18 protein-coding genes are annotated in these 16,624 nt (G+C 71.9%); 10 read left to right on the top strand and 8 right to left on the bottom strand.

The annotated features are described in order from the left end of the window. Positions 1-50 precede the first annotated feature (50 nt). Complete coding sequence (locus ACFZDA_RS11560; protein ID WP_391078451.1) at positions 51-1,352, bottom strand: LCP family protein; 1,302 nt, start codon at positions 1,350-1,352, stop codon at positions 51-53. A 119-nt stretch (positions 1,353-1,471) separates the two neighbouring features. Here ACFZDA_RS11560 and ACFZDA_RS11555 point away from each other — a divergent pair, with 119 nt between their 5' ends. Further along, positions 1,472-2,029 (top strand): hotdog domain-containing protein, encoded by a 558-nt coding sequence (locus tag ACFZDA_RS11555; protein WP_391078448.1) that lies wholly within the window; start codon positions 1,472-1,474, stop codon positions 2,027-2,029. A 49-nt stretch (positions 2,030-2,078) separates the two neighbouring features. On the opposite strand, the gene ACFZDA_RS11550 is transcribed toward ACFZDA_RS11555, so the two are convergent. Beyond that, on the bottom strand, positions 2,079-3,236 hold the full coding sequence (locus ACFZDA_RS11550) for an acyl-CoA dehydrogenase family protein (protein WP_391078445.1): 1,158 nt from the start codon (positions 3,234-3,236) through the stop codon (positions 2,079-2,081). 185 nt (positions 3,237-3,421) lie between these two features. Between ACFZDA_RS11550 and ACFZDA_RS11545 the strand changes: the two genes are divergently transcribed. The 6 genes from ACFZDA_RS11545 to ACFZDA_RS11520 all read left to right on the top strand — a co-directional run bounded on the left by ACFZDA_RS11545 (position 3,422) and on the right by ACFZDA_RS11520 (position 9,454). Next, on the top strand, positions 3,422-4,765 hold the full coding sequence (locus ACFZDA_RS11545; RefSeq protein ID WP_391078441.1) for a nucleotide sugar dehydrogenase: 1,344 nt from the start codon (positions 3,422-3,424) through the stop codon (positions 4,763-4,765). Between the two features lie 380 nt (positions 4,766-5,145). Beyond that, entirely contained in the window at positions 5,146-5,769 is a 624-nt protein-coding gene (locus tag ACFZDA_RS11540) for a hypothetical protein (protein ID WP_391078438.1), read from the top strand. Further along, on the top strand, positions 5,766-7,094 hold the full coding sequence (locus ACFZDA_RS11535; RefSeq protein WP_391078435.1) for a copper resistance protein CopC: 1,329 nt from the start codon (positions 5,766-5,768) through the stop codon (positions 7,092-7,094). Before ACFZDA_RS11540 ends, ACFZDA_RS11535 begins: the two co-directional genes overlap by 4 nt. A 28-nt stretch (positions 7,095-7,122) precedes the next feature. Continuing rightward, complete coding sequence (locus ACFZDA_RS11530) at positions 7,123-8,124, top strand: plastocyanin/azurin family copper-binding protein (RefSeq protein ID WP_391078432.1); 1,002 nt, start codon at positions 7,123-7,125, stop codon at positions 8,122-8,124. Positions 8,125-8,243: 119 nt separating this feature from the next. Next, positions 8,244-8,741, top strand: coding sequence for a hypothetical protein (locus ACFZDA_RS11525; protein WP_391078430.1), 498 nt, complete (start codon positions 8,244-8,246; stop codon positions 8,739-8,741). Positions 8,742-8,773: 32 nt separating this feature from the next. Further along, positions 8,774-9,454: a plastocyanin/azurin family copper-binding protein gene (locus ACFZDA_RS11520; protein WP_391078427.1), complete on the top strand. Its 681-nt coding sequence runs from the start codon at positions 8,774-8,776 to the stop codon at positions 9,452-9,454. Here ACFZDA_RS11520 and ACFZDA_RS11515 read toward each other — a convergent pair whose 3' ends face one another. Then, complete coding sequence (locus ACFZDA_RS11515) at positions 9,455-9,958, bottom strand: CGNR zinc finger domain-containing protein (protein ID WP_391078425.1); 504 nt, start codon at positions 9,956-9,958, stop codon at positions 9,455-9,457. It abuts the gene before it with no gap. Between the two features lie 132 nt (positions 9,959-10,090). Between ACFZDA_RS11515 and ACFZDA_RS11510 the strand changes: the two genes are divergently transcribed. Next, entirely contained in the window at positions 10,091-10,462 is a 372-nt protein-coding gene (locus ACFZDA_RS11510; RefSeq protein WP_391078423.1) for a VOC family protein, read from the top strand. 14 nt (positions 10,463-10,476) lie between these two features. Further along, complete coding sequence (locus ACFZDA_RS11505; RefSeq protein ID WP_391078420.1) at positions 10,477-10,872, top strand: VOC family protein; 396 nt, start codon at positions 10,477-10,479, stop codon at positions 10,870-10,872. A 13-nt stretch (positions 10,873-10,885) separates the two neighbouring features. Here ACFZDA_RS11505 and ACFZDA_RS11500 read toward each other — a convergent pair whose 3' ends face one another. Together ACFZDA_RS11500 and ACFZDA_RS11495 are read right to left on the bottom strand one after the other, a co-directional pair. After that, positions 10,886-12,028, bottom strand: a complete 1,143-nt coding sequence (locus ACFZDA_RS11500) for a membrane dipeptidase (RefSeq protein ID WP_391078417.1) — start codon at positions 12,026-12,028, stop codon at positions 10,886-10,888. 114 nt (positions 12,029-12,142) lie between these two features. Then, the gene (locus tag ACFZDA_RS11495) at positions 12,143-12,502 is read right to left on the bottom strand and encodes a MerR family transcriptional regulator (protein ID WP_391078414.1); all 360 of its coding nucleotides are present in this window, start codon (positions 12,500-12,502) and stop codon (positions 12,143-12,145) included. Positions 12,503-12,555: 53 nt separating this feature from the next. Between ACFZDA_RS11495 and ACFZDA_RS11490 the strand changes: the two genes are divergently transcribed. After that, entirely contained in the window at positions 12,556-13,689 is a 1,134-nt protein-coding gene (locus tag ACFZDA_RS11490) for an alkene reductase (protein WP_391078413.1), read from the top strand. Here the strand turns inward: ACFZDA_RS11490 and ACFZDA_RS11485 are convergent. From ACFZDA_RS11485 to ACFZDA_RS11475, 3 genes are read right to left on the bottom strand one after another with little or no spacing between them, the layout of a single operon-like run. Next, positions 13,638-14,816 carry a membrane dipeptidase gene (locus tag ACFZDA_RS11485; protein WP_391078410.1) on the bottom strand — a complete coding sequence of 393 codons (1,179 nt, stop codon included), beginning with the start codon at positions 14,814-14,816 and terminating at the stop codon, positions 13,638-13,640. The genes ACFZDA_RS11490 and ACFZDA_RS11485 overlap by 52 nt on opposite strands. 5 nt (positions 14,817-14,821) lie before the next feature. Beyond that, the gene (gene purE, locus ACFZDA_RS11480; RefSeq protein WP_307175588.1) at positions 14,822-15,349 is read right to left on the bottom strand and encodes a 5-(carboxyamino)imidazole ribonucleotide mutase; all 528 of its coding nucleotides are present in this window, start codon (positions 15,347-15,349) and stop codon (positions 14,822-14,824) included. Further along, a complete protein-coding gene (locus ACFZDA_RS11475; RefSeq protein ID WP_391078406.1) occupies positions 15,346-16,485 on the bottom strand; it encodes a 5-(carboxyamino)imidazole ribonucleotide synthase in 1,140 nt (379 codons plus the stop codon). Before ACFZDA_RS11475 ends, purE begins: the two co-directional genes overlap by 4 nt. Positions 16,486-16,624 lie beyond the last annotated feature (139 nt).

The following is a 16,624-nucleotide window of genomic DNA, read 5'->3' as shown; positions in this document are numbered from 1 at the left end:
TCACAGCAGTCGGGGGCACCCCCGTGGGTGCCCCCGACGCATGCGGGTGCTCAGTTGCCCGAGACGGTGACCGTCTCGTCGTTCTTCAACTGGCTGACCAGCGTCTTCACCTTCGCGGTGTCCCACTGGAGGTTGCCGTTGGCGGAGTTGCCCGCGATCGGCATGTTCATCGACTTGCCCTCGCCGCCGCTGACGCCCTTCATCGCCCAGAACATCGACGCCAGGTCGAACAGGCCCATGTCCTTGTCGACCACGAGGGAGTCCAGGCCCGCGCCCATGGTGGGGTACAGCTTGAACGGGTTGAGGACCGTGCTCGGGGTGGCGACCTGGTTGGCCAGCGCGGAGAGGAACTTCTGCTGGTTCTTCGTGCGGTCCAGGTCGGAGCCGGCGAGCGCGTACCGGGTGCGGACGAAGGCCAGGGCCTGGTCGCCGTTGAGGGTCTGCTTGCCCTTCTTGAAGTCCGCGCCGGACTTGGTGTCCTTGATGTCCTGCGGGATGTCCATCTCGACGCCGCCGACCGCGTCCACGATGTTCGCGAAGCCGGCGAAGCCGATCTCCACGTAGTGGTCGATGTGCAGGCCCGTGTTGGCCTCGACGGTACGGACCAGCAGCTCGGGGCCGTCCTCCGCGTACGCCGCGTTCAGCTTGGTCTGGCGGCCGGTGGCCGGGTAGAGCTTGCCGGAGTCGGAGCCCTTGTACGACGGGATGGTGACGTTCGAGTCACGCGGCAGCGAGACCAGCGTCGGGCCGTTGCCGCCGGTGTGCAGGATCATCATCGAGTCCGTGCGCTTGCCCTCGGCGGAGCCGGTGTGCAGCTTCTTCTTCTCCTCGGCCGACATGCCCTCACGGCTGTCGGAGCCGACGATCAGGTAGTTCGTGCCCTCGCCCGCCTCCGGCCGGTCGATGACCTTCGACAGGTCGACGTCGCGGTTGAGCTTGGAGTCGGCCCAGAAGTAGGTGCCGACGCTCGTCACGACCAGCAGCGTCACGAGCGTGATGGCCGTCACCTTGATGCGGCGGCGCCAGTTCGGCGCGGGGCGCGGCTCGTACATGCCGTCGCCCGGACCGCCGGGGCCTCTGCCGCCGGGTGAGCCGTAGACCTGGCCGGTGTTGTAGCCGCTGTCGTAGCCGTCGCCGGGGCCGTAGCCGCCGCCGTCGACGTATGACGGCTGCTGCGGCACTCCGCCCTGGTACTGCGGGGCGCCGCCGTAGCCGGCCTGCCCGGGCGATGCCGCCGGACCGCGGCGGACCTGCCGCATGACACGGGCGCTCTCGGGCTGTGCGCTCGAGCTGCCGCGTCCGTAACGGTTGCCGCGGTTGTCACCGGAGAATCCCTCGGGCCAGTCATTCATGCGCCCCAGTGTGCAGGTCCCCGTAGTGAGCCATACAAGAGTCGTCGGAAAATCAGAGCACGGCTGTGGCGAAGCTGACACAAAACCCCCTCATACCGCCTCGGCATAAGGTAGGGGCCATGACAGACCAGGCCCCGGCTGCGGATTCCGGCACTGCGGATATCCCGGGCAAGCCGACTTCGGCGTCCCGCACCACCCTCAGCCACATCATGACCCACAACGACACGAACCTTCTGGGGACGGTGCACGGCGGGGTCATCATGAAGCTGGTGGACGACGCGGCGGGCGCGGTGGCCGGGCGGCACTCCGGCGGGCCGGCGGTGACGGCGTCCATGGACGAGATGGCGTTCCTGGAGCCGGTCCGCGTCGGTGACCTGGTCCACGTCAAGGCACAGGTCAACTGGACCGGCCGCACGTCCATGGAGGTCGGCGTCCGCGTCCTGGCCGAACGCTGGAACGAGTCCACCCCGCCCACGCAGGTCGGCTCCGCCTACCTCGTCTTCGCGGCCGTCGACTCCGACGGCAAGCCGCGCCGGGTCCCCCCGGTCCTCCCGGAGACCGAACGCGACAAGCGCCGCTACCAGGAAGCCCAGATCCGCCGCACCCACCGCCTGGCCCGCCGCCGGGCGATCATGGAGCTGCGGGAGAAGAGGGCGGCGGAGGGGTTCGAGGACTGAGCGAGCCTCCGGCCGGGGCGGGAGGCCCACTCGCTCGTCCCCTGGTCTGTCACGGAAGGTTGCGGGCCATCACGATGCGCTGGACCTGGTTCGTACCTTCGTATATTTGCGTGATCTTGGCGTCGCGCATCATGCGCTCCACCGGGTAGTCGCGGGTGTAGCCGTACCCGCCGAGGAGCTGGACCGCGTCCGTGGTGACCTCCATCGCCGTGTCCGAGGCGAAGCACTTGGCGGCGGCGCCCAGGTAGGTGAGGTCGGCGTCGCCGCGCTCGGAGGCGGCTGCGGCCTGGTAGGTCAGGGCGCGGGCGGCCGAGATCTTCATGGCCATGTCGGCGAGCATGAACTGGATGCCCTGGAAGTCGGCGATCGGCTTGCCGAACTGCTTGCGCTCCTTGACGTAGCCCTTGGCGTAGTCGAGGGCGCCCTGGGCGATGCCGAGGGCCTGGGCGGCGATGGTGATGCGGGTGTGGTCGAGGGTCTTCATCGCCGTGGCGAAGCCGGTGCCCTCCTCGCCGATCATGCGGTCGGCGGGGATGCGGACGTTGTCGAGGTAGACCTCGCGGGTCGGGGAGCCCTTGATGCCGAGCTTCTTCTCCGGGGCGCCGAAGGAGACGCCCTGGTCCGACTTCTCGACGACGAAGGCGGAGATGCCCTTGGAGCGCTTGGCCGGGTCCGTCACCGCCATGACCGTGTAGTACTCGGACTCGCCCGCGTTGGTGATCCAGCGCTTCACGCCGTTGAGGATCCAGTGGTCGCCGTCGCGGACGGCCTTCGTCTTCATGCCGGCGGCATCCGAGCCGGCGTCCGGCTCGGACAGGCAGTACGAGAACATGCCGTCGCCCTTGGCGAGCGGGGCCATGTACTTCTTCTTCAGCTCCTCGGAGCCGGAGAGGATCACCGGGAGCGAGCCCAGCTTGTTCACCGCGGGGATGAGGGAGGAGGAGGCGCAGACACGCGCGACTTCCTCGATCACTATGACGGTCGCCAGGGCGTCGGCGCCCGAGCCGCCGTACTCCTCGGGTACGTGCACGGCGTGCAGGTCGTTCGCGACCAGCGCCTGGAGCGCCTCCTGCGGGAAGCGGGCCTCCTCGTCCACCGCGGCGGCGTACGGCGCGATCTTCGCCTCGGCCAGTGAGCGGACGGCGTCGCGGAGCATGTCGTGCTCCTCGGACGGGCGGTACAGGTCGAAGTCAGCCGATCCGGCCAAGGTCTCTCACGCTCCAAAACGCTGCGATGGTGGCGCTAACTACCGTTAAGTAATCAAAGTTTATGGGGTCACCCACGGGAGGGATACGTGACCTGGACGACAGCGGGAAAGTTGCCCAGTGAAGCGCGCTGCCATGCCCCGGATATGCTCGGGCGCGCACCTGCCGTAGACCCCTGGAGCACCCCATGGCCCTGAAGATCACCGTGATCGGCACCGGTTATCTCGGCGCGACACACGCCGCGGCCATGGCCGAGCTCGGCTTCGAGGTGCTCGCCCTCGACGTCGTGCCCGAGAAGATCGAGAAGCTGGAGCGCGGAGAGGCCCCGATGTACGAGCCGGGGCTCGACGAGTTGCTGCGCAGGCATGTCGCCGGTTTCGAGGGCGCCAGCGGGCGGCTGCGCTTCACTCAGGACTGGGCCGAGGTCGGCGCGTTCGGCGATGTGCACTTCGTCTGCGTGAACACGCCGCAGCGGCACGGCGAGTACGCCTCCGACATGAGTTACGTCGACTCCGCGTTCGCCTCGCTCGCGCCGCATCTGCACGGTCCCGCCCTGGTCGTCGGCAAGTCGACCGTGCCCGTCGGCACCGCCGACCGGCTGGCGGCCTACCTGTCCGCGCACGCGCCGGCCGGCGAGGACGCCGAGCTGGCGTGGAACCCGGAGTTCCTGCGCGAGGGCTTCGCCGTCAACGACACGCTGCACCCCGACCGGATCGTGGTGGGGGTGCGCAGCGAGCGGGCCGAGAAGGTGCTGCGCGAGGTGTACGCCACGCCGATCGCCGAGAGTTCGCCGTTCGTGGTGACGGACTTCCCGACCGCCGAGCTGGTGAAGACCTCCGCGAACTCCTTCCTCGCCACCAAGATCTCCTTCATCAACGCCATGGCCGAGGTGTGCGAGGCCGCGGGCGGTGACGTGGCCAAGCTGGCGGAGGCCATCGGCTACGACGACCGGATCGGCAAGAAGTTCCTGCGGGCCGGGATCGGCTTCGGCGGCGGCTGTCTGCCGAAGGACATCCGGGCGTTCATGGCGCGGGCCGGTGAGCTGGGCGCGGACCAGGCGCTGACCTTCCTGCGGGAGATCGACTCCATCAACATGCGCCAGCGCGGGCAGATGGTCGAGCTGACCCGGCAGGCGCTGGGCGGCGGGCCGTTCCTCGGCAAGCGCGTCGCGGTCCTGGGCGCGACCTTCAAGCCCGACTCGGACGACGTCCGGGACTCCCCCGCGCTGAACGTCGCCGGGCAGATCCACCTCCAGGGCGGCCAGGTCACGGTCTTCGACCCCAAGGGCATGGACAACGCCCGCCGCGTCTTCCCGACCCTCGGCTACGCCGACTCGGCGCTGGAGGCGGTGCGGGGCGCCGACATCGTGCTGCACCTGACGGAGTGGCGGGAGTTCCGCGAGCTGGACGCGGAGGCCCTCGGCGAGGTCGCGGCGGCCCGGGTCATCCTCGACGGCCGCAACGCCCTCGACCCGGAGCTCTGGCGCAAGGCCGGGTGGACGTACCGGGCGATGGGGCGGCCGACCGCCTGAGCCGATGACCCGGGTGCGGTCGGTCTCTCGAATTCGGTCGGGGTTCTGTGAATTCCTGACGGCTTTGCGGGGGATTCGGGAATTCTCGCGGAATCGGTGAAGGACCGCGCCGAGGCTGTGCCCAGGGCGGGCCTCCGGAGGGCCGGAAGTCCCTTCCTGCCTCGGCATACGCCGTCATCCTCCATATCCCCCATATGAGTTCGAATTTTATTCGAGCAGTACGCGGAATCGACCGTTCTCACTGACCGCTCCATCGGGAGAGAGGGGCAGGCAACAATCGATTAACCGACGCGTAGTTGCGCGGAATCCCCCTTCCACTCCACTGGTCGTCATTCGCCACACCTTCCATTTGGTTGACCTGACCATGCCAGGAGTGCCCCATGCCCTTGTTCTCCCGGGCGGAGTGGCCGCGGGATCACCGCGACGAGTTGGTGGCCGGCGCGCTCGTCGGCGCCGTGGTCATCGTGCTGGGTTACGCGTCGGGCATCGGTACCCCCTTCGCCGCCGGCAGCACCCAGACCGCCGCTCCCCCCGCAGCACCGCCCGCGGCCACCGCGCCGGCCGCGCCGGGCGGCCCCGGCGCAGCGGATCCGGGTACCGGTGCGGGCCAAGTCCCCCTTGGTGACGCCCCGATGCCCGGATACGGCGGAATCGGCGCGGGCCCCGGATACGGCACCGGCGGCGCGGGCGGTTTTGGCCACACCGGCCACACGCCCTCCCCGCCCTCCGGCACGAGCCCCGGCACGAGCCCCGGCACCGGTTCCCCCTCCCCCACACCCACGCCCACCCCGTCGGGGTCCGCCCCGGCCGACGGCGACACCTGCGAGGACGGCGAGGTCACCCTCGTCCAACCGCTCCTCGGCGGGCTCACCGAGCCCGCGTTCGGGCTGCTCGACGGCGGAGGCGAGACGCCCGCGCCACAGCCCTCCCCCTGTGTCGGCCTGGCCCCGGCCGGCTCTCTCCTCGGCGGTATCGCGTCCCCCCGGCCGGAGGCGACCCCGTGACCACGACCGTCCGACGCGCCCTGCTGCTGCTCCTGCTCACCCCGCTCCTCTACGTCCTGGCCGGAGCGCCCCAGGCCGCCTTCGCCCACACCGAACTCGTCTCCTCCTCCCCGAAGGACGGGGCGGACCTGAAGAAGAACCCCGGGCACCTCGCCCTCACCTTCGACGAGGCCGTCGACCTCGACGACGTCCGTGTGCTGACGGTGGGCGGCGACCGGCTGCCGGTGTCCCGTACGCCGGGCGGCGGGGCCGCGGCCGTGCGGGTCGCGCTTCCCGCCAAGGAGCACGGTGAACTCGCCGTCATGTGGTCCGTCGTCGACGCGGAGGACGGGCACGCCTCGTCCGGCCGGATCGGCTTCACCGTCGGCACACCGGCCGCCAAGCCGGGCGGCGACGAGGCAGCCGCCCCCACTCCCGCCCCCTCGCTGCGCAAGGCCCTCGTCGCCGCCCGCTGGGCGGGCTATCTCGCGCTGGCCCTGTTCGTCGGCGGTCTCGCCTTCGTCGTGCTGCTGTGGCCGCGCGGCGCGCAGGAGCCGCGGTCCCGGGCGCTGCTCGTGCTCGCCTGGACGGTCGGACTGCTCGCCACCGTCGCGAGCATCGGCCTCCAGGGCGCCTACGGCACGCTCGGCGGACTGCGGGACGCGCTGCGCCCGGCGACCTACGCCGATCTGCTGACCACCGAGCCCGGGGTCGTGCTCGCCGCCCGCGCTCTGGTGTGGGTACTGGCGGCCGTGGTGCTCGGCGCCCTGCTCCAGGGCGGGGCCGGCACCTCCCGCTCCCCGGGCTGGCGGGTGGGCGCCCTCGCGGTGACGTTCGGTCTGCTGCGGACGACCGGCATGACGGGCCACAGCTCCGAGGGCACCGAGCCCGCGTGGGGTGCCGTCGCCGACTTCGTCCACCTGCTCGGCGCCTCGCTGTGGATCGGCGGGCTGGCCGTGCTCGCGCTGGCCGTGCTGCCGCGCCGGCGAGCCCGGGAGCTGGCGGTGGTGGTGCCGGGTTACTCACGGCTCGCGGCGGTGAGTGTCGCCGGGATCGTCGGTGCCGGGCTGGTCCTCGCCTGGCAGGTGGTGGGGTCGTACGACGCCCTGCTGCACACCTCGTACGGGCATCTCCTCCTGCTGAAGACGGGCGTGCTCGCGGCCGTCCTGCTCGCCGCGTTCGCGAGCCGCCAGTGGGTGCGCACCCGCCTCGATCTCGCCGTGCTGCTGCGCGGCGACGCCGCCACCGTGCGGCCCTTCGGTTACTCGGTCGCGGCCGAGACGGGGCTGGTCCTCGTCGTGCTCGCCGTGACGAGTCTGCTGGTCACGGCCGACCCCGGCCGCTGAACTCCCCCAAAAAGCACAAGGAGCAGAAGTGAAACGAAAGAACGAGAGCGACGAGACCGGTCAGGAGCGGCGCAGGCCGCCCGCCGGGAACCGGGGTCTGCTGGTCGCCGGGCTCGGTGCGGCGCTGGCCGCCGTGCTCAGCCTCGGGCTGTTGAGCGCGGTCTCCGGTTCCTCGGCCGACTCGGAGCAGGTCACGGGCGCGGCTCAGGCGCCCGTGGCCGCCGCCGAGGCACGGCCCGCCGCCGCCAAGGCCGACCACCAGGTCGACATCATGGGCAACAAGTTCGGCGACGGGAAGCAGCTCGTCGTCGAGGTCGGCCAGACCGTGCGGTGGACCAACCACGACAGCGTGCCGCACACGGTCACCACCACCAAGGCCCCGGTGAAGTTCGACTCGGGGACGCTGGAGCAGGGCGACTCCTGGTCGTACACCTTCAAAAAGGCCGGGACCTACGAGTACTACTGCGCGGTGCACCCGGACATGACCAGCTCGGTGAAGGTCGTCGAAGCCGGCGGCGGTGGCGGGTCGACGCCCGCCCCGACGACGGCTCCCACGGGCACGCCCACGGCCGGTCCCGCCCCCACGCACGCACCGACCACCGCACCCACCGCCGGCCCGGCCCCCACGGGCGGCACCGGCTCGGGCGGCTCAGGTGGCTCGGGCGGCGGCGACAAGCAGTGCGCCAGCGTGCAGAACGAGCTGCTTCCGATCCTCCAGCACCTCTACACGGCGCACCTGGAGCGGTCGCCGGGGCAGCAGGTGCAGGATGCGCTGGCGCTCGACTCGTACCTCAAGACGCACACGGTGTGGGTCGAGAGCATCCTCAAGCCCGCTGTCGCGGACGGCGGTTCGGTGCTCGACGACACGCTCGGTGTGCTGCTGAACCACATCAACAAGGCGCACCTGGAGGAGTCGCCCGGACAGCAGGTCACCGATCTGCTGAACCCGGACGCTTACGTGAAGACGCACACGGTCTGGGCCGGGCAGCTGCTCAAGCCCACGACGGACTTCCTCACCAGCAACTGCTGACGCCGTCCGCGACAGCAGGAGGACGCCGCTCCGGCCGGGGCTCAGCCGGCCGGAGCGGCGCCCGCTCCATTCTCCACGCCCTCACCATGCTTCGGGAACCGCCTTCCAAGGAGACCGGGATGACGACCGTCACCCTGCCCACCGTCCCTCCCCCGCCACTGTCGCTCGACGGCGCCCGCCGCCGGCTGCCGCTGCCCGGCCGGTACACCGTGTCCCCCGGCCGCTCGCTCACCGAACTCACCGCCTGGTGCGGACCGCTGCCGGTGCTGCGCCGCCGCATCACACTCGGCGAGGCGTCCCTCACCGTGCCGGAGGACGCCGAACACCCCTCGTTCCGCTACGTGTTCGACGACCGCCGGCTCTCCGCCGTGCTCACCTCGGAGCAGGTCGACGAGGTCCACGGCCGTCTCCAGCTCACCGGCGACCTCGACCTGGACGGCGCCGGCTTCCCCGTCCTGATGCGGCTGCGGGTGGTCGAGCGGGCCGACGACCGGCTGCTCGTCGTGGGCCACGCCCGGCTGCCGTACCGGCTGCTGCGCCGCGCCACGGGGTTCCGGCTGCCGTGGCACCGGCCGGCCACCCGGCTGCGGCTGCTGGTCGGGGCGGAGTTCGCGTGAGGGCGGCCCGGCGGACGGCCCGGGGTGCCGCCGTGTCCGCCGTCCTCACGCTCCTCGCACTTTTGCTGCTGCCGGCCGGGCAGGCGTCGGCGGCCTCGTACAGCGTGACGATGAAGGGGTACGCCTTCTCGCCCGCGAGCCTGAGCGTCCCGGCCGGGTCCACCGTGACCTGGACCAACCAGGACACGGCGCCGCACGACGTGAAGACCACCTCGGGCCCGGTCTCGATCCACTCCCCGATGCTCGACAAGGGGCAGAGCTGGAGCTTCACGTTCACCACGGCCGGGTCGTACGGCTACGTCTGCACCGTCCACCCGAACATGACGGCCGGGATCACGGTCCGTGCGGCGGCACCGGCGACCACGGCGGCGGCACCGACGGCGCACGAGCACACCGGCTCCTCCTCGGGACACCGGCCGACCGCGCCGAGCCGCACCACGCCGGGCGGCGGCACGCCGACGACGCGCATGCCGTCCTCGTCGCCGTCTTCCACCACCTCCCCGGCGGCCGCGGGCCAGTCACCGCCGGCACCCCCGTCCCCGGCCGCACAGGCCGCGCAGCAGCCGCAGACCCAGACGGCCGCCTCGTCCACCCGCCCCCTCGACCCGCTGCTCGTACTGACCGGGATCGTGGCCGGTGTGGCGGTGCTGTGCCTGCTCCTGGTCGGCTCCCGGGCGTCGGCGCCCCGGCCGCCTCGGGAGGAGGAAGCGTAATCAGCCCTTCGCCCGGTAGCGGCGCATCTTCGCCCGGGCCCCGCAGACCTGCATCGAGCACCAGCGGCCCCGGCCGGCCGGGCTGCGGTCGTAGTACGCCCAGAGGCAGTCGGCGGCCTCGCAGGCCTTGAGTCTGCTCCAGGTGCCGGCGACGAGCGCCTCGGCGACGGCGGCCGCGACACGGGAGAGCAGGGGGCCCTCGTCGGCCGGGGCGAGGGCCGCCGAGCCGTCCCGCCCGTCGACCTCCACCAGCAGCGGCGCCCCGGCCAGCAGGTCGCCCAGCGGGGTCACCTCGCGGTGCGGCGGGTGGCCCGCGTGGGCGAGCAGGACCACGCGCAGGGACTCACGCAGGGCCCGGGCCTCCTCCACCTCGTCCCGGGTGATCCCGAAGCGGGCCCGGCCCTGCGCCGTGTCCAGCGAGTCGGCGCCCGACTCGATGTCCAGCGTGTTCACCAGGGCCTCGACCAGGGCCAGGCCGCCGGGCGCGGGCGCTCTCTCCGTCATGGCTGGACCGTACCTCTCGCGTTTCCCCTTGCGAGGTTACCGCCAATGCGGGAGCATGCAGTAACGGTTACCGGTTACCCGGTCCATGAAGGTAACAGCCGTGAAGGTACCAGCCGCTTCAAGGAGGAAGTCATGGCTCTGGCCAAGCTGGGTGTCGTCGTCCTGGACTGTCCCGACCCGCGCGCACTGGCCGGTTTCTACGCCGAGGTGCTCGGCGGCACTCCCACGGTGGAGGCCGACGACTCGGGCGAGTGGGTCGACCTGAAGGTGCCGGGCGGAGCGGCCCTGGCCTTCCAGGAGTCCCCCGGGTACGTGCCGCCGACGTGGCCGTCGCCCGACGGCTCGCAGCAGTTCCATCTCGACCTGGTCGTGGAGGACCTGGACACCGCCGAGAAGGGCGTGCTGGCGCTCGGCGCGAAGCCGCTCGACGCCGAGGACCGGACGCGGACGTTCCGGGTTTACGCCGACCCGGCCGGGCACCCGTTCTGCCTCTGCGCCAGCTGACACCGGGAGGCCCCATGCCCGCAGTGGCACGTTTCCGTTCGGTCGTCGTCGACTGCCCCGACCCACGCGCGCTGGCCCGTTTCTACGCGCAGGTCGGGGGCGGCACGCCCGAGGACGACGACCCCGACTGGGTGGTGCTGCGGATCCCCGACGGGCCGCGGCTCGCCTTCCAGCGCTCGCCCGGGTACACCCCGCCGGAGTGGCCCCGGTCCGACCGCAACGCCCAGCAGTTCCACCTGGACTTCGACGGCGGGTCGACCTGGGAGGAGATCGACGCGGCCGAGGAGCGGGTGCTGGCGCTGGGGGCGCGGGTGCTGGACCGGGAGGACTACGAGAAGAAGGAATTCCGGGTGTACGCCGACCCGGTCGGGCATCCCTTCTGCCTGTGCCGGATCGAGCACACCGCCTGAGTCACCCGCCGGGTCACCCGTCCAGCTCGGAGATGGTCGCCCTCGACGGCTCGCGTCGCTGCTGGGCGGCCCGGGCGGTGAAGTCGGCCCCGCGCAGCACCCGCTGGACGTTGCCCCAGGCCAGCAGGGCCACATCGGCCTCGGCCCAGCCGCGTCGCAGCAGCTCGGCGATCAGCCGCGGATAGCAGGAGACGTCCCCGAGCCCCTGCGGGTGGGCGGAGCCCGAGTCGTACGTTCCGGACAGCCCGACGCACTGCGCCCCGGCCACGCCCCGGATGTGGTCGAGGTGGTCGGCGACGTCGCGGACGCTCGGGCCGGTCTGCTCGGCGGTCAGCGGCACCATGCACAGCCCCTTGGCCGCGCCCAGCTCCGCCAGCAGGTCGTCGGGGAGGTTGACCGGGTGGGGGCGCAGCGCCCGGGCGGCGGAGCGGCTGAACAGCACGGGTGCCCGGGAGAGGCTCAGCACCCGGCGGACGGTCGGCTCGGAGGCACCGGAGAGGTCCGCGATCACGCCGATCCGGTTCATCTCGCGCACGACCTCCTCGCCGAACCGCGTCAGCCCCGCGTCGCTCGCCCAGGACACCCCGGTCAGGGTCAGCACGCGCAGGCCGAGGAGGTGCAGCTGGCGCAGGATGCCCAGCGAGTCGCCCACGGCCGGGGCCCCGGCGGGACCGAGGAGCACGGCGACGCGACCGCAGTTGCGGGCGTCCGCGACCTGCCCCGCCGAACAGGCCGGCCGCAGTCCCTCCTCGCAGCTCCGGGCGATGGTCCTGGCCAGGTCCAGCTGCTCCAGGGTGGCGCCGACGGCCCGATCGCCGTCCAGGCCCTCGGGCAGGTGCAGCGACCAGAACAGCGCGCCCACATGCCCGCGGCGCAGGCGCGGCACGTCCGTGCCGACAGTGCTCTCGCCCTCCTCCAGGTCGTAGTAGGGCAGGCGCTTGAGCTCCCAGGGCAGTCCGTTGAAGCCATCGGCGACGGGGTAGGCGGCGAGGATGGCGTGGGCCCGGGTCATCGGCGCGTCGTCCGGGTCGGAGACGGGCTCATAGGGCTCCGCAGGGTCCGCCCTGATGACGGCCTCGTCGGGGTACGGCTCGGACAGGTCGTCGAACTCACCGGCCGCGGCGGTGGGGCGCAGGTCGTCCTGGAGGTCTGCCATAGCGGCTCCGTACGGTCGTTCGTGAGGTACGGTCACCGTCGCACGGAGCGCCGGGGCGTTCCTGGTGGGCGGGGCGTTCGGAGTACGGGCCCCGGCTCGTATCGGCGCTCCCCCTCAGGGCAGCCGGGCCGCCTCGATCACCTGGTCCAGGGTGTCCCGGGAGCGGATCAGGTCGGCGATCATCCGGTCGATGCGGGCGCGCTCGGCCGTGAGCTCGGCGACCAGGCGGGGCGTGGCGCGGAGGGAGGGCCCGCCGTCCGAGTCCCGCATGCACGGCAGCAGCTGGACGATCTTCTCGCTGCACAGCCCCGCCGCGAACAGCTCCTGGATCCGGATGACCCGGTCCACGGCCGCCTCCGGGTACTCCCGGTGCCCGCCGGGCGTCCGCTCGGCCGTGAGCATCCCCTGCTTCTCGTAGTAGCGCAGCGACCGCTCGCTGACATGGGTGCGCCGCGCCAGTTCACCGATCCGCACGTGCCACTCCCGGGCTTGATTCTGACATGGGTGTCAGGTTTTAGCGTACGGGCATGACGCAGCACACGACAGCACTCTTCGCCCCGGCTCGTCTCCCCGGGCTGGACCTGCCCAACCGCCTCGTGATGGCACCCCTGACCCGCAACCGGGCCGAGACCGACGGAACCCCGACCCCGCTCATGGCCACGTACTACGCCCAGCGCGCCTCCGCCGGGCTGATCATCGCCGAGGCCGCGACACCGAACGCGGTCGGGCAGACGTACCCGAACATCACCGCCGCCCACAGCCCGGCGCACGTGGCCGGCTGGCGGCGGGTCACGGACGCCGTGCGGGAGGCGGGCGGACGGATGTTCCTCCAGCTCCAGCACGGCGGCCGGGTCGGCCACCCGGCGACCAGCGGGCTCACCCCGGTCGCCCCCTCGCCCGTCCCGCTCCCCGAGACGATCTTCACGCCGGAGGGGCACCGGCCGGCCCCGGTGCCGCGGGAGATGACCGCCGAGGACATCCGCACCACCGTCGCGGACTTCGCGAAGGCCGCCCGCAACGCGCTGGACGCCGGGTTCGAGGGCGTGGAGGTGCACTCCGCCAACGGCCATCTGCTGCACCAGTTCCTCGCCCGCAACACCAACCTCCGCACCGACGGCTACGGCGGACCGGTCGCCGCCCGGATCCGGTTCACCGCCGAGGTGACCGAGGCCGTGGCCGCCGAGATCGGCGCGCAGCGGGTGGGTCTGAGGGTCTCCCCCGGCAACACCGTCAACGGCATCGAGGAGGGCGAGACGGAGGAGATCTACCCGGCGCTCGCCGAGCGGCTCGGCGGGCTGGGGCTCGCCTATCTGCACCTGGGGTACGCCGACCCGGACACGGCGGTGTACCGCGCGGTCCGCGCCGGCTGGCCCGGGGTGATCGTGGCCAACCCGGTGCTGAAGGAGATCTCCACGGACGGTGTGCTCCGGGCGTCCGAGGAGCTGCTGGCCGCCGGTGCCGATCTGATCGCCCTCGGCCGGCCCTTCCTCGCCAACCCGGACCTGGTGACGCGGCTGCGGCTCGGGGCGCCCCTGAACGCGATGCGCGACCGGTACTTCATGTACGTGGGCGGGGCGACCGGCTACACCGACTACCCCGCCCTCGACGCTCAGCCGTCGAGCGACTCGATCGTCGCGTTGGACGGCGACCGCGTGGCCTGAAGCCCGCGTGCCACCTCCTCCGCCGCGTCCAGCACCCGGACCGCGTTCTTCCAGGTCAGCTTCGCCAGGTCGGCCTTGGACCAGCCGCGGTCCAGGAGCTCCGCGATCAGGTTCGGGTAGCCGGAGACGTCGTCCAGGCCGTCGGGGGTGAAGGCCGTGCCGTCGTAGTCGCCGCCGATGCCGAGGTGGTCGATGCCGGCCGCCTCGCGCATGTGGTCCAGGTGGTCGGCGACCGTGGAGACGGTGGCGACCGGGCGCGGGTGCCGCTCCTCGAAGGCGCGGTGGACCTTCATGGCCTGTGCCGTGGTGTCGAGGTGGTGGAAGCCGTGGGCGCGCATGTTGTCGTCGGCTGCGGCCGTCCAGTCGACGGCGGCCTGGAGCACGAACTTCGGCACGAACGTCACCATGGCCATGCCGCCGTTTCCGGGCAGCCGCTCCAGGACGTCGTCCGGGACGTTGCGCGGGTGGTCGCACACGGCCCGCGCCGAGGAGTGGGAGAAGATCACCGGGGCGGAGCTGGTGTCGAGCGCGTCACGCATGGTCGTCGCGGCCACGTGCGAGAGGTCGACGAGCATGCCGAGCCGGTTCATCTCCCGCACGACCTCCCGGCCGAACGCGGTGAGGCCGCCGGCCCTGGGCTCGTCGGTCGCGGAGTCCGCCCAGTCCACGTTGTCGTTGTGGGTGAGCGTCAGATAGCGCACGCCCAGCCCGTACAGACCCCGCAGGGTGCCCAGGGAGTTGGCGATGGAGTGGCCGCCCTCCGCGCCCATGAGGGAGGCGATCCGGCCCTCCCGGCGCGCGGCCTCCATGTCGGCGGCCGTCAGCGCGGGCCGCAGGTCCTCCGGGTGGCGGTCGATCAACTGCCGTACACAGTCGATCTGTTCGAGCGTGGCGGCGACCGGGTCGGGCAGGTCCGTGCGGACGTACACCGACCAGTACTGCGCGCCGACCCCGCCCGCGCGCAGCCGCGGGATGTCGGTGTGCAGGTGGGCGCTCTGGTCGGCGGCGACATCGCGGGCGTCGAGGTCGTAGCGGACCTGCTCGCGCAGCGCCCAGGGCAGGTCGTTGTGCCCGTCGACGACCGGGAACTCGCCGAGGAGTTCCCGGACCGCCGCCACGGAGGTCATCGGCGTCACTTCCCCGCGCCGAAGCCGAAACCGCCCGAGCCCTCGACCTTGGAGCGCAGGCGCTTGCCCTTCTCGGTGGCCTGGTCGTTGAGCTCCTGCTGGAACTCGCGCATGCGGGCGCGCAGCTCGTCGTCGTGCGCGGCGAGGATGCGGGCCGCGAGCAGACCGGCGTTGCGGGCGCCGGCGACGGAGACCGTGGCGACCGGGACACCGGCCGGCATCTGCACGATCGACAGCAGGGAGTCCATGCCGTCGAGGTACTTCAGCGGCACGGGCACGCCGATGACCGGCAGCGGTGTCACGGAGGCGAGCATGCCGGGCAGGTGGGCGGCGCCGCCGGCCCCGGCGATGATCACCTTGAGCCCGCGCTCGTCGGCCTGCTCGCCGTACGCGACCATCTCGCGCGGCATGCGGTGCGCGGAGACGACGTCGACCTCGTAGGCGATCTCGAACTCGTCGAGGGCCTTGGCGGCGGCCTCCATGACGGGCCAGTCGCTGTCCGACCCCATGACGATGCCAACAACAGGGCTCATTCGGTGATGGTGCCTCTCAGGTAGCCGGCTGCGTGACGGGCGCGCTCCAGCACGTCGTCCAGGTCGTCGCCGTAGGTGTTGACGTGACCGACCTTGCGGCCGGGCTTCACGTCCTTGCCGTACATGTGGATCTTGAGCTGGGGGTCGCGGGCCATGCAGTGCAGGTACGCGGAGTACATGTCCGGGTAGTCGCCGCCGAGGACGTTGACCATGACCGTCCACTTCGCGCGCGGGCGCGGGTCGCCCAGGGGCAGGTCCAGGACCGCCCGGACGTGGTTGGCGAACTGGCTGGTGACGGCGCCGTCCATCGACCAGTGGCCGGAGTTGTGCGGGCGCATCGCCAGCTCGTTGACGAGGATGCGGCCGTCGCGGGTCTGGAACAGCTCGACGGCGAGGTGCCCGACGACGCCGAGCTCCTTGGCGATGTTCAGCGCCATCTCCTCGGCCCGCAGGGCCAGGCCCTCGTCGAGGTCCGGGGCCGGGGCGATGACGGTGTCGCAGACGCCGTTGACCTGGCGGGACTCCACGACCGGGTAGGCGACGGCCTGGCCGTGCGGGGAGCGTACGACGTTGGCGGCGAGCTCGCGGACGAAGTCGACCTTCTCCTCGGCGAGCACCGGGACACCGGCCTTGAACGGGTCGGCGGCCTCCTCGACGGAGTCGACGACCCACACGCCTTTGCCGTCGTAACCGCCGCGGACGGTCTTGAGGACGACGGGGAAGCCTTCGCCCTCCGCCGCGAAGGCGGCCACGTCCTGCGGATCGGAAACGATTCTGTGTCTGGGGCAGGGCACGCCGATCGCGTCGAGCCTCGCGCGCATCACGCCCTTGTCCTGGGCGTGCTGAAGCGCGTCGGGGCCGGGGCGCACGGGGATGCCGTCCGCCTCCAGGGCCCTGAGGTGCTCGGTGGGTACGTGTTCGTGATCGAAGGTGATCACATCGCACCCGCGTGCGAAGGCTCGCAGCGTCTCCAGGTCGCGATAGTCGCCGACGACGACATCGCTCACGACCTGCGCAGCTGAGTCCTGCGGGGTGTCACTGAGGAGCTTGAACCTGATGCCCAGCGGGATGCCTGCCTCGTGTGTCATACGAGCGAGCTGGCCCCCGCCGACCATGCCGACTACCGGAAACGTCACGCCCCCAGGGTATCGGCCGCGCCAAGGTGGCCGGTTTCCTGCCCCACCCCCGCCCGGACCGGACCATCTCCGGCCGTCCACCGCCGCCCACAGGAAGATCGCGCTGGAGGGTGGTTAGCATGGCTGGGTTGACGCCAAC

This window comes from Streptomyces sp. NPDC007991 (genome assembly GCF_042958445.1).
Classification (GTDB): domain Bacteria; phylum Actinomycetota; class Actinomycetes; order Streptomycetales; family Streptomycetaceae; genus Streptomyces.
This window is presented reverse-complemented; position numbering and strand designations above follow the sequence as displayed.

What these genes read in the sequence shown, in the direction of transcription:
- ACFZDA_RS11560 (WP_391078451.1), bottom strand. Translation starts at nt 1,352, where the DNA reads ATGAATGACTGGCCCGAGGGATTCTCCGGTGACAACCGCGGCAACCGT.
- ACFZDA_RS11555 (WP_391078448.1), top strand. Translation starts at nt 1,472, where the DNA reads ATGACAGACCAGGCCCCGGCTGCGGATTCCGGCACTGCGGATATCCCG.
- ACFZDA_RS11545 (WP_391078441.1), top strand. Translation starts at nt 3,422, where the DNA reads ATGGCCCTGAAGATCACCGTGATCGGCACCGGTTATCTCGGCGCGACA.
- ACFZDA_RS11540 (WP_391078438.1), top strand. Translation starts at nt 5,146, where the DNA reads ATGCCCTTGTTCTCCCGGGCGGAGTGGCCGCGGGATCACCGCGACGAG.
- ACFZDA_RS11525 (WP_391078430.1), top strand. Translation starts at nt 8,244, where the DNA reads ATGACGACCGTCACCCTGCCCACCGTCCCTCCCCCGCCACTGTCGCTC.
- ACFZDA_RS11515 (WP_391078425.1), bottom strand. Translation starts at nt 9,958, where the DNA reads ATGACGGAGAGAGCGCCCGCGCCCGGCGGCCTGGCCCTGGTCGAGGCC.
- ACFZDA_RS11510 (WP_391078423.1), top strand. Translation starts at nt 10,091, where the DNA reads ATGGCTCTGGCCAAGCTGGGTGTCGTCGTCCTGGACTGTCCCGACCCG.
- ACFZDA_RS11505 (WP_391078420.1), top strand. Translation starts at nt 10,477, where the DNA reads ATGCCCGCAGTGGCACGTTTCCGTTCGGTCGTCGTCGACTGCCCCGAC.
- ACFZDA_RS11500 (WP_391078417.1), bottom strand. Translation starts at nt 12,028, where the DNA reads ATGGCAGACCTCCAGGACGACCTGCGCCCCACCGCCGCGGCCGGTGAG.
- ACFZDA_RS11490 (WP_391078413.1), top strand. Translation starts at nt 12,556, where the DNA reads ATGACGCAGCACACGACAGCACTCTTCGCCCCGGCTCGTCTCCCCGGG.
- ACFZDA_RS11485 (WP_391078410.1), bottom strand. Translation starts at nt 14,816, where the DNA reads ATGACCTCCGTGGCGGCGGTCCGGGAACTCCTCGGCGAGTTCCCGGTC.
- purE (WP_307175588.1), bottom strand. Translation starts at nt 15,349, where the DNA reads ATGAGCCCTGTTGTTGGCATCGTCATGGGGTCGGACAGCGACTGGCCC.